Origin of the sequence: Anaerocolumna jejuensis DSM 15929 (assembly GCF_900142215.1) — a bacterium.
In the GTDB taxonomy this organism is placed as follows: Bacteria; Bacillota; Clostridia; order Lachnospirales; family Lachnospiraceae; genus Anaerocolumna; species Anaerocolumna jejuensis.
This window is the reverse complement of the sequence record NZ_FRAC01000057.1, coordinates 1-12826: the sequence shown is the minus strand read 5'-3', so window position 1 is coordinate 12826 and position 12826 is coordinate 1. Positions and strand designations below refer to the sequence as shown.

The 12826-nt window shown below is 35.2% G+C and carries 9 protein-coding genes and 1 pseudogene; 9 read left to right on the top strand and 1 reads right to left on the bottom strand.

The genetic code is table 11. The features are described from left to right. The 6 genes from BUB77_RS28710 to BUB77_RS28685 all read left to right on the top strand — a co-directional run. A partial coding sequence (locus BUB77_RS28710; protein ID WP_170866787.1) for a transposase occupies window positions 1-273 on the top strand: 273 nt, incomplete at its 5' end. Window positions 274-340: 67 nt separating this feature from the next. Further along, entirely contained in the window at window positions 341-1249 is a 909-nt protein-coding gene (locus tag BUB77_RS28705; protein WP_073280596.1) for an NAD-dependent epimerase/dehydratase family protein, read from the top strand. Window positions 1250-1355: 106 nt separating this feature from the next. Next, a complete protein-coding gene (locus BUB77_RS28700; RefSeq protein ID WP_073280595.1) occupies window positions 1356-2582 on the top strand; it encodes a UTP--glucose-1-phosphate uridylyltransferase in 1227 nt (408 codons plus the stop codon). A gap of 515 nt (window positions 2583-3097) precedes the next feature. Then, window positions 3098-4051, top strand: coding sequence for a glycosyltransferase family 2 protein (locus BUB77_RS28695; RefSeq protein WP_073280594.1), 954 nt, complete (start codon window positions 3098-3100; stop codon window positions 4049-4051). Window positions 4052-4370: 319 nt separating this feature from the next. Next, the gene (locus tag BUB77_RS28690; protein ID WP_073280593.1) at window positions 4371-6194 is read left to right on the top strand and encodes an ABC transporter ATP-binding protein; all 1824 of its coding nucleotides are present in this window, start codon (window positions 4371-4373) and stop codon (window positions 6192-6194) included. After that, entirely contained in the window at window positions 6191-8005 is a 1815-nt protein-coding gene (locus tag BUB77_RS28685) for an ABC transporter ATP-binding protein (RefSeq protein WP_073280592.1), read from the top strand. Before BUB77_RS28690 ends, BUB77_RS28685 begins: the two co-directional genes overlap by 4 nt. A 335-nt stretch (window positions 8006-8340) precedes the next feature. Here BUB77_RS28685 and tnpB read toward each other — a convergent pair. Further along, window positions 8341-8673, bottom strand: a pseudogene (gene tnpB, locus BUB77_RS28680) (IS66 family insertion sequence element accessory protein TnpB); the annotation flags it as partial. 169 nt (window positions 8674-8842) lie between these two features. Here tnpB and BUB77_RS28675 point away from each other — a divergent pair. Genes BUB77_RS28675 through BUB77_RS28665 form a run of 3 tightly spaced genes read left to right on the top strand, consistent with a single transcriptional unit; the run spans window position 8843 to window position 12741 of the window. Next, window positions 8843-10747, top strand: coding sequence for a tyrosine-type recombinase/integrase (locus BUB77_RS28675; protein WP_073280578.1), 1905 nt, complete (start codon window positions 8843-8845; stop codon window positions 10745-10747). Between the two features lie 4 nt (window positions 10748-10751). Next, on the top strand, window positions 10752-11741 hold the full coding sequence (locus BUB77_RS28670; protein ID WP_073280579.1) for a tyrosine-type recombinase/integrase: 990 nt from the start codon (window positions 10752-10754) through the stop codon (window positions 11739-11741). Beyond that, on the top strand, window positions 11719-12741 hold the full coding sequence (locus tag BUB77_RS28665; protein ID WP_073280580.1) for a tyrosine-type recombinase/integrase: 1023 nt from the start codon (window positions 11719-11721) through the stop codon (window positions 12739-12741). The genes BUB77_RS28670 and BUB77_RS28665 overlap by 23 nt, the downstream gene beginning before the upstream one ends. Window positions 12742-12826 lie beyond the last annotated feature (85 nt).

Below are 12826 nucleotides of genomic sequence, written 5' to 3'. Positions count from 1 at the left end.
CTGGACAATCATACAGTCCATACATCCAAGAAAACCAGGGAGTATCTTGCAACAAGGCCCGGAAGGTTCCTATTTGTATTTACACCAAAACACGGCTCTTGGCTCAATATGATAGAAGCGTTCTTTGGTAAATTTGCTCGTGTATGCCTGCGTGGCATAAGAGTTCAAACCAAACAGGAACTGGTAGATCGCATCTATCAGTATATGGATGAAGTCAACGCTGCACCGGTTGTTCCACGGTGGAAATACAAGATGGATGAGATCAGTGTATAGTTTTGGTGGTTAATTCAAAAACATTGTACTAGTATTGAATTATTTGTGATACCGAGGAGAGGATAAAATGAAAATATTAGTAACAGGTGCAAGAGGTTTTATTGGTCAAAACTTGTTAAATGCTATGGCAGATTTGGAGCATGAGATAATTGCGTTTTCAAGGAGCCATATGAGAGAAGATTTTATTTGTGGGAAAAATATAGAATATGTCTCAGGAGATATATTTAATTTTGATTGTTTATTAAAATATTCATATGGATGTGATGCTTTGATACACCTGGCTAGTATTACTTCTTATTATGATATAATGGATAATCCTTATCGAGCATTTGATTGCAGCATACAAGGTATAATCAATATTCTAAGAGTATGCGAAGTTAATAATATCAATATTCTTTATTTTGCATCTAGTGGAAAAGTTTATGAGAAATGCAACATGGAAATTCCTATTTCTGAAAGTAATCCGACTAATCCTTCAACTTGGATGGGCATGTATAAGCTTCAAGTTGAACAGTTAATTCAATTATACTCAAATATTAATCCTAATAAAGCAGTGATCATAACTAGAATTTTTAATGCGTTTGGCTTGAAACAGAATAATAAGTTTTTAATACCAAAACTAATATCTAGTATGTATGGTGAAAAGATTTTTGTTTGCAATGATAATAGCAAACGAGATTATATTTATATTTATGATATTATTATGGCAATTTTATTGTTAATTGAAAATCCTGAAACTGGCTTAAATATATATAATGTGGGAAGTGGGATTGGGTTAAGTATAGGCCAAATAATTGCTGTATTTGAAAAAATAACTCATAAAAATTTAAATATTGAATTTAGTAGTTATGAAAATCGTCTTCAAGAAGGTCAATATGAATGTGCAGATATTACGAAGATAAAATTAAAGGGTTGGAAACTTACATATAATTTTGAAACTGCATTAGCTGAAATGTTAGAAAATTTTATATGGTAAAATTGTTTTGATGGTCAGAAGATAAGAGCTATTATATAGACATTAAAAATTTAGTATAGTAAAATTTAAAGAAACTAATATCTTTATATTATAAAGGAGAAAAATCATGAAGAATAATGAATTTTATGAACAACTCAAAAAGTATAATCAACTACATTTATTAAGGTATTTTAATGATATAAATGAGGAAGAGAAAGAATGCTTGATTAACCAAGTAAATTTAATAGATTTTAGTATTTTAGATAATTATTCTAAAAAAAATATAATTGCTAAAAAAGGTAATATTGAACCAATTAATGTGGTTAGCATTGATGAAATTGAACAGAATAAAGAAGTTTACTTTAATACAGGAATTGATGTACTTAAAAGAGGTAAAGTAGGTGCTATATTATTAGCAGGTGGACAAGGTACTAGACTTGGTTTCGATAAACCTAAAGGAACTTTGAATGTTGGTATAACAAAAGAACTATATTTATTTGAGATATTAATTAATAATTTATTAGAAGTGGTAAAGATAACGAATAGATGGATTCATCTAGCAATTATGACTAGCTTTAATAATAATAAAGATACACAAGATTTTTTTAAGCAGCATAATTATTTTGGATATAATAAAAAATATATTACATTTTTTATTCAAGAAATGGCACCAGCAATTGATTTTAATGGAAAGATATTTCTTGAAGAAAAGTACAAAGTTGCATTGTCTCCGAATGGAAATGGTGGATGGTTTACATCACTTGAAAAAGCCGGTGTTCTTACTCAATTGAAAGAAGACGGAGTTGAATGGCTTAATATATTTTCTGTAGATAATGTTATGCAAAAAATTGCCGATCCATATTTTGTAGGCGCTACTATTATTCATAATTGCGTATCTGGATCTAAAGTAGTGAGCAAAGTCAGTCCAGAAGAAAAAGTAGGGGTTCTTTGTTTAGAGGATGGGAAACCTTCTATAATCGAATATTATGAAATGACAAATGAAATGCTATATGATAAGGATAAAAATGGAAATTATAAGTATAATTATGGTGTTATTTTAAATTATTTATTTAATATAGAGGCCATTGAACAAAATACTTTTGATAATATGCCAATTCATATGGTGGAGAAAAAAATTGATTATATAAATGATGAAGAAAAAATTGTAAAACCAGAAAAACCAAATGGTTACAAATTCGAAACTTTAGTGTTGGATATGATCCATATGTTAGATAACTGTCTTGCATATGAGGTTATTAGAAATAAAGAATTTGCACCTATCAAAAATAAAGAAGGTGTTGATTCTCTTTTAAGTGCCAGAAAAATTATGTCAGAAAATGGAATAAGTCTATAGCTTAGACTTAAAACTGATAAAAGGTGAATAGATTAATTGAAGCTTATATTTCTAAAATTAAGATTCAGGTGATTCTCAATCTTACTTATAATGTTTTTTAATACTTCGGAGGTGATTACTCCAGTTGTCCGGACTTTGGAAAACGTATTTTTAAGAAATTCAATCTGCTTAATTAAGACTACTTGTTACTGAATAAATCATTAAGGCTACTAAGCACCGCAATAGCGGCAAGGAATTGATAATTTATTCAATAATATGTGACAGATAGTTTAGCAGAATTAAGTTGGTTTCCATCTATCGGAAGACTGGATTCGTGAAACAAGAATATTCAGTTTATATATCGTGAAACAAAGAATAACAGCTTTGAACCTTGATCAAATGATTAAAAATTTATAAAAAATTCATGCGGTATACGGTATTAGTTATCATTTCGAAGGGGAATATGACTATGGATGTGTGTAAGAATTTTCTTTTTATATTGCGATAAATAAAAACCAGGCGGAATGAGGGATGATATGAATACTGAAGAAAATTTAGTAAGTGTTATCGTAAATGTGTATAATTGCGAAAAATATTTGGAGAAATGCTTGACTTCAATAATATATCAATCCTATAAAAAACTTGATATTATACTTATAGATGATGGTTCAATGGATACATCGGGACTAATATGCGATAAGTTTGGAGAGTCAGATCAGAGAATTAAGGTGGTACATCAAAATAATAATGGATTACCCTACTCAAGGAATATAGGTTTAGATATAGCAAAGGGTAACTACATTACATTTGTTGATTGTGATGATTGGATAGAGGAGAACTTTATAAGTGAAATGTTGAATAATATATCAGGAAACGTGGAAATAGCAATTGCTTTAAAGAATAATGTTTTTGAAAGCGATAGAAATGAAAATATAATTATTGATACGTCATCCGTTGAAATTATAGAAAATGATAAAGATAAGATACAATTAATCACAAAAAGATATAAAATGTGGGAAATGTGGGGGAAATTATATAAGAAAAAAGTGTTTAGAAATTATAGATTTTCTCTTGGAATTTTATTTGAAGATATACAAATGATTCCTTTATTATTGCTTGAAGCTAAAGCAGTTAGTTTTATCCCTAAACAGCTATATAATTATTTGCATAGGAAGAATTCTGCTTCATATAAAAAAGGAACTTCCATGGATATTATTGTACCTGCAACTAAAACTTTAAATATAATTGCTGCAAATTATTCAAGTGAAGGCTATCAAGAGTGCTGTATTTTTTATTTTACATTATTATTGCAATTTTCTAGAAAAAAGGAAAGTATATCCCAATTACCAGAGACAAAAAAATTTTTTATGAAGCATAAACTTTCTCCTTTATTTTGGAAAGCATGGGCAGAAAAGAGTTTTGAAGTATTTTTATTCTGTTATTTTACTGATTTTTGGTTTAAAAGGAGTAATCGTCTATTAAAGAAGTAAAAATTGTAAACAACAGATAATAAATTGTATTAATAACAATTTTATATAACTCCTGCCATTATGTAAAGGTAATCATCTCAATCAAACGGAGGAACGCAAAAATCCCTCTGGAACGAATCAGGTTTGATAAATAACTGGAATGTAATAATGAATCATCCTTATGTTTATATCGATATTAATAACGGAATCATTCATATTCTCTATTCGCATGCTTGTGACAAAAAAATCGTCTGATGGGTTCTGCATAATGTACCAATGCAGGAAGAGCTATAATTTATTTTTTGTAAAGAATGAAATAAAGAATTTAGGAGAAAAGAGGATGCTAAAAAAGTTAGAGAAAAAATATTCTTTGTTGGATCATCAGCTCTACCTTTTGCATGAAATTCTAAAGACAAATCGCAAGCTGCTTTTATTTATGATTATGGAAGCAATATGTACAGTAATAACGCCATATGTTAGTATGTATATACCGAAACTAGGAGTGGATTTTGTTGCACAGAAGGAAGATATACATAGAACTATATTGGTTATTGGTTCATTTACTGCGATTATGATCGTGTCACAGGCGCTTGGGAATATGGCTTCAAGAGGAAAAACGATGCTTTTGAATGCTGTAAGAAATTTTTACAGGGAAAAACTTTTTTGTACAACGCTAGATTGTGAATATAGTCATGTAGAAAGTCCTGAATGGCAGGATAAATATGAAGAAGCAAAACAGATGAGTGTGGATTGGGGGCCATGGTCTGCAACCACACTTATGTTAAGTGGAATGATTAAACTATTCGCCAGTATATTTAGCTTTTTTCTCTATGGACATATTATAGTTTCGTTAAATTTGTGGATATTAGTGTTGTTAATTGTCATATCTGCATTTAATTTCTATGCGATGCGTCGTGCACAGCTTCACGAGCAATCTCGTATAGATGAACGAAGTCAACTTCAGAGACGCCGGAGTAACATGCTTTCCTATGCTTCTGATAGCAGGATGGGGAAAGATGTACGCCTTTATGACATGTCAGGGTGGATTTTGCAGATTTTTAACTATTACCGTGAATTACATTATAGGCTTAGAAAAGATGTTCAACAGCATTATTCATATGCAGCATTTGTAGAAGCAGCTACATTATTTATAAGAGACGGAATTTCTTATTGTTATCTAATTTGGGCTACAGTAAATGGAAGAATCTCACTAGGTAATTTTGTTTTAATATCAAGCGCAATTGCATGCTTTTCCAGCTTGATAACACAGGTTTCACAGAGCTTTGGACTGATGATGCAGGCTGTTCCGCCACTAGATAGGATGAGGGCTTATTTGGATAAAACAGACACTCCTGAACCTGAATCGGCGGTAGAAATACCTAAAAGAGGAGATGGCATTGAAATAATATTTCAAAATGTTACTTTTTATTATAATCCTGGGAAGCTTATTTTGGATCATTTGAATCTGACCATATCGAACGGTGAAAAACTTGCGCTTGTGGGTGTAAATGGAGCAGGAAAATCTACGTTGGTAAAACTTTTATGTGGACTATATCATCCGGTTGAGGGAAGAATTTTGATTAATGGAACGAATATTAGACAATATAAAAAAGAAGATTTGTATAGTATAATAGCTCCGGTATTCCAAGATGCAGCTATATTTCCATTTACTGTTGCTGAAAATGTTTCTCTTAAGGTTATAAAAGATACAAACCGCGAAAAGGTTATTAAGTGTTTAAATACAGTAGGATTATTGAAAGAAGTGGAAGGCTTTGAAAAAGGTATAGACCAAATGATGCTACATATAACGCAGAAAGATGGGGCGATATTATCTGGAGGGCAGTTGCAAAAATTGTTTATGGCGAGAGCTTTATATAAAGATACCCCTATTATGATTTTTGATGAACCGACTGCATCATTGGACCCAATTGCTGAAAGTGAAACCTATGAGCAGTTTGATCGACTTTCTAGTGAAAAAACTACAATCTATATTTCACACAGATTAGCGAGTACCCGTTTTTGCGATCGAATTGTACTGTTGGAGGATGGGAGGGTGATAGCTAACGGAAGTCATAAAGACTTACTTAAAAATTGTGAATCGTATGCGCAAATGTACCACTTACAAAGTCTGTATTATCATAAAAATAAGGAGGAAGTCGTGTGAAGCTGGTTAAGGATTATTTAAATTTAAAAAAATGCATATATCAGATTCATAAGTTTGATGTTTACATATTACCAATAATTTTCTTTGAATCGGCTTTAGAGGCGATGATACCTTATGTACCAATTGTGTTGATTTCTTATCTTGTAGACAGGTTAGGTGAGCAGTATCCAATTTCAAAATTGCTGTTAGCTACTATGTTCGCCGTAATATTATTATTCTTGATGAATTTAGCAAGAGGGAAATTGTATTACGGCTTTTGGCCAGGCACCGAAAATTGTAATGATAAAATGGATGGCCTCTATGGAGAAAAAACATTAACAATGGACTTCCAACAGTTGGATAGTGAAAAGGTAAATAATTTGAGGGCTAAAATTCAAAATGATCGAAATTGGGGAGGGGGAATTTATGGTATGATACCTCAGCTGCAAGGATGCTTAAGTGGCTTTTTTGGGTTCTTAATAGCTGTGGTATTGATTATTCCTATTTTTATAAATGGTAGATTATATCAAGGATTTGGAGTTTTTATTTTTTTATGTTATGCATTAATTCTTACATTTTTTTCTACATGGTTTCAGAAAAGTACAGCAGAAAGAGAACTTATGGTTAGGGAAAAATTTGACTTTGGCTCAGGGAGAAGCAACTATTTACAGAGAGGAGGTATTACGTATCGAGAAGGTAAAGATATTCGTATTTATGGTGCAAAACCACTGATTAAAAGTGCCTTGAAGGAAGAGAAGAAAGATAAGATGGTTCTAGAAGTTTCAAAGCTTGAAGCAATTGCTGGAGCGGTAGATGGTACAATTTCAGCTCTCCTTTTAGGCGGTGCATATATGTTTGTTGTTATTCAAGCCATTAATGGGAGAGTAGGTATAGGTTCTGTAGTGTTATTTGCTTCTGCCATTTTTCGTTTTTCAGAAAGTATAAAAAGTTTAGCTAAAAGTTTCAGTGAAATCATGGTTAATGCTGAAAGGATGCAGAGCAGTTTTTCGTACTTGGAGCTTCCAGAAGTGCTAGAAAAGGGAAAGTTTAAAGTTCCCAATGACATAGACAATCTGGTGATTGAATTAAAGGATGTGTCATTTCATTATCCATCAGATGAGCATGAGGTGCTTTCGCACATATATTTGAAGTTACATCATGGGAATCAGATTGCTATTGTGGGAAAAAATGGAAGTGGTAAATCAACATTAATTAAATTGCTGTGTCGCTTGTATGAACCAACAAGTGGTGCTATTTTTTTAAATGGAGTGGATATTCGGGAATATGATTATAATGAGTATCTTACGTTGTTTTCAGTTGTATTCCAAGATTTTAAATTGCTTCCACTCTCATTAGGGTCGAATTTATCTGGTAACGTTTCTTATGATGTAGATAGAGCCAAGGATTGCCTTGAAAAAGCAGGTTTTGGTGAAAGGCTGAAAAAAATGAATTATCGTTATGATACACCTCTTTACAGAGAAATGGAAGAGATTGGAGTCGAGCTATCAGGGGGTGAGGCTCAGAAGGTTGCGCTTGCGAGAGCACTGTATAAGAATGCTCCTTTTGTGGTGCTGGATGAACCAACAGCTGCTCTTGATCCCATTTCAGAATATGAAATATATGCTGGCTTCAGGAATATGGTAGGAAATAAAACTGCTTTGTTTATATCTCACCGCCTTTCATCGTGCCGATTTTGTAAGGAAATTGTTGTTTTGGATCAAGGAAAGATTACGCAGCGGGGAAGCCACGAAGAACTAGTATGGGATAAAAATGGAATTTATTATAGGCTTTGGGAAGCACAGGCACAATATTACCAAGAAGAAGCTATATAGCCTTAGAAGACTTTTTGAGGCAATTAAGAATATTATTGCAGAGATGCAATCTCAAATGCATATAACATCAGAACCGGAACCTGAATGAGCAGAGTACGGAGAACGATTGTGAGAATCTGGAAAGTCTGGAGCTTCAAGAAAAAAGCGCAAGCAAGAACAGATCAAGGGTACGTTGTAGAAATAGTATCCGAAACACATTTTGGTGGAAATACACAATATGTTACAGTGAAATATGTCAAAAATAGCATTGAAAAGTCGAATAATGCGATTGATAAGTTCTTGAATACAAAATCATGTGAAGACATGCGTTTATTAATTCGAAGAAATAAAGAAAGCTATAACATTGAGATAACAATGGATATTGATATGTATAAGTAATAGGAAAAGCCTTGAAAGTGAACTGCTTCATCGGTGAGAATGTCCACCGCGTCCTGCCTGATAGGAATGCCATCAAACTGTTCTTTCAGAGAAGGCTTAGGCTTAAGATTCTTCTTCGGAGTAGGAACGGATTTCCGGTAAAGCAAAACGAAACCATCAGGCTCTCGAAGCAAGACTTTGATGCGGTCGCATCTCTTACCGCAAAAAAGATAGATAGAGCGGCCATCTGGTTCGGTTTTCAGCTGGTCCAAAATGATAGCACAGAGACCATCTATCGCTTTTCGCATATCGGTATACCCACATTATCTTAATGTTTGGATAATGTGGCTTATCCTCATAGAATTATTATCCTCATCTTTTCATTACAAGGATTAAAAATAAGATATCTGTGTAAAAAGATGAGGATAACGTACCTGCTCATGTGTCACAATAGAACCATCAAATATAGGAGGTGGTTCTATGAAATCATACGATGAAACTGTTAACTGCATGATGTTATTCCTTAATGAACGTAAGGTGTGTTCCAGCAGCGTGTTATCTCATAAAAAATGCTATGCCGAATTCCTGCTCTTTATGCAGGAGTGGAAACTGCAATGGAATCCGCAGGCCATATCGGAATGGATAGCCATGGTTAGGAATGAAAAAGACCGGCAGCTTGGAAGCATCTGGAATCAGTACATGTATCAGCTTTATGAAATGTACAATACCGGAACGGTAGCAGACCGTCATTTATACCTCAACCGCTCAACTTATGAGCGTCTGAATTGCCAGATGAGGACTGAATTAGATGAATATCTTTCATCCTGTAAGAACCGTTACTCGGCAAGATCATGGGAACTTGCCCGGAATTACCTTGCCGGCATGCTGATTTATTTTGAAGACTGTGGCAAAAGATCCGTCAGTAAGATTACATATGGGGATATCATTGACTATTATCATTCGGATTTTTGCAATTCAGAAAAGAATAGGGCGGTTTATCTTGGACATGCAAGGCGGTTCTTTGAGTTTATGTATCATAAACAGAAATGCCCGGCTGGTTTTTATCTTTATCTTCATGATAAGAATGCTCCCTATGTTGGAATGTTAGATTCCTTTTCTTCTCCCTCATCTGAGCAGATCATAACTTACCGCATAGAAAGTCTGGAGTTTCCAACTGAAGATATACTTACCGCAATAGATTGTTTTATTGATACATTAGAAGCTCATTATTACGCTAATACTGCCTTGAAAACCGCAAAGCATGCCCTGCATATTTTATATCTTTTTCTCGAAATTCATCAGCTTGGATATCACCCACATATCGTCAGTGTATGGTTTTCAGAGATCCAGCATCTTCTGTTAAAAGATTGGAAATCATGGAGAAGGATGCTTATGTTGTTTGACCAGTATACGCAGTTTGGTGGCATTATTCCGGAAGAAAAGTTCACTTATAAGAAATCCTGCTTGGATCTTCTGCCTGAATGGTGTGTTTCTCAGATCGGAGGATATCTGGCAATGATCGGGAAGGAGTTCCATGCACAAGGAACAATACGGTCATACCGATATCCCTGCATCCGACTGTGTAATTATCTCATTGACAGGGGATTGGATTGTTTCAGTGGACTTACACCCGAATTATTGCAGAGTTTCTGCCTGCAGGACAAGCATCGTACATTCAGGGGAAAATCCGGAAGTTTTGTTGTGATCAGGCAGTTTGTCATATTTCTTGAGGAACAGAGAAAAGTCACAAACAAACATCTGCATTTGTGTATTGATGCAGGCTGTGCTTCTGGTGAAAAACTGATAGATATTCTTTCGCATGATCAATGCCGGCGGATTGATGAATACCGAAAAGTACATGATGATCCGATATCACTGCGAAGAATTGCTGTGGTAATGACCGGTATAAAAATGGGATTCCGAGCCAGTGATGTCATTAACTTAAAATTTCAGGATATCAACTGGTCAGAAAAAAGCATCACAATTATTCAGGAGAAAACAAAAGTTTCCCTTACTCTCCCCATGCCGGTGGAAGTTGGCAATGCGATTTATAACTACCTAAAACATGGCAGACCTTCTGTCGATTCCAAGTATGTATTCATTCGTCACAAGGCGCCTTATGGAAAGCTGACGAACAAAACATGTACCATCGCACTTTGGAGTATTCTTCCAGAACGCAGCGCTACAACAGGTGGTTTTCATGTCACCAGACGTACCTTTGCAACAAATGTTCTTCGCAATGGATACGGTGCTGGCCGGGTTATGGATACGCTGGGTCATCGGGATCCTACCAGTGTTATGAAGTACCTTTCCATGGATGAAGACCGCATGAGGATGTGTCCACTTTCATTAGCGGATCTGAATCTTTGCAGAGAGGAGGTCTGATGCTATGAAAAAGTCTTTTTACAGCTGCTTTGCATCAGATCTGGATATATTTATTCAGACCAAACACCAAAACGGATTTCTATATGAAAGTGCTGAATACATACTTCATCAGTTCGATGTTTTTTGCTCCGGTCGGCAACTCTGTAATCCAGAGATTACAAAAGATCTGGTAAATGACTGGCTCGCTTGTTATGACGGAAACTGTGCTGTGACAACAGCAGGAAGGGCATCTGTAATTCGGCAGTTCAGCCTATATCTTTTATCCATGGGTAAAAACGCATATATACCTTCACAGAAATTTCGAGGAAAACAGCGGCTGGCACATGTTATGAGTGATCCGGAGATCATGGAATTGTTTGAACAGATTGATCTTTATATACCAGATAGTAAGATCCCTTCGTTTCACCGGCTTGCCATGGAATATCGAGTGATATTCAGACTGTTACTTTGCTGCGGTCTTCGGGTTTCTGAAGCCCGAAAGCTTAAAAAGCAGGATGTAAGCCTCAAAGAAGGTATTCTGATCATTAGATGCAGCAAGGGTAACAAGGACCGGATTGTATATCTTCCTGAGGATTTACGTGAATTATGTCTTCAGTATGCAGAACAGATGCCAAGTTCACACCCCGATGCATCAGAATGGTTTTTTCCTGCACGGGAGATGGATAATCTTTTGACTGTTGGAATCATTGACAGACGTTTTAATCTTGCATGGAATTCCACAAGCTTTGCCGGCATCTGTCCGAACAAGCCAACGGTACACAGTCTGCGGCATACTTTTGTTGTGAAGCGGATGAATCAGTGGATGAAAGAAGACATTCCGCTTGATTCGATGCTTCCATATCTGAGTAAATACCTGGGACACTCCAGTGTAGAAGATACCTTTTATTATTACCATCAGATCGATGCTGCGTTTAATCTCGTGAGAGTAAAAGATAATAAATCAAAAATGATTATTCCGGAGGTAGCAGACCATGAAGACGATATCTTTGAATAAAACGTTGTTCTTTTCTCAGACCTGTGAATATCTGAATGTATACCTGCCAAAGCAAGCAGTAAAAAGCGAAAGAACCATTAAAACTTATAAAGATGCACTTACCGTGTTTCGCTGTTATCTCACAAAAGAACGGGGGCTTTCCATTCGTACTTTTAAATTTGAAGACTGCACACGGGATCTGTTGCTAGATTATCTTTCATATTTGTCATCGGAACACACGGAATCATCATGCAATAATCGCATGGCTGCCATCAAATCATACTTATGGTATGTGGCAGATGGAGAAATCTCCATGCAGTCAATTGCATTAATGGCATCAAAAATACCCCGAATCAGAGAACCGAAGATTACCCGTGAAATCATTCATGAGGCTGACTTTTCAGCACTGCTTTTTGCACCACCAAGAACAAAAACAGGTATGCGTGACAGGACCATTATGATCCTTCTCTATGATTCTGCCATCCGGGTATCTGAATTACTGGCGCTAGATACATCCTCTTTAAATCTGTCAGCTTCACCAGCCTATATCAGTGTGCACGGAAAAGGTGATAAAGAACGTATCGTTGTAATTACAGAGAGGACTGTCAGCCATTTACAACAATATCTGAACCTTTATCATAAATCTGACCCAAAAGAGGTGTCTCTATTTTATACAAGTATGAAAGGCAGAACAGATAGAATGTCGGCTGGAAATATCGCCAGAATAATCAACAAATATGCGGATATGATTCGAGCGGAACATCCCAATCTGCCAAAACAGATCTATCCTCATATGTTTCGTAGAACCCGTGCCACAAACTTATACCAGGATGGTGTAGAACTTGAACTTATTTCAAGAATACTAGGACATTCTTCAACGCAGACAACTCGAATTTACGCAACTCCGTCCATTGACATGATGAGAAAGGCAATGGAACCTAAAGATCAATCTTTATCTGTGGAAAAGGAACTTTGGCTGGATGATGAAGACGAATTGGCCAGACTTTGCGGCATACGCTAGGTACGTTATCCTCATCTTTTTACACAGATATCTTATTTTTAATCCTTGTAATGAAAAGATGAGGATAATAATTCTATGAGGATAA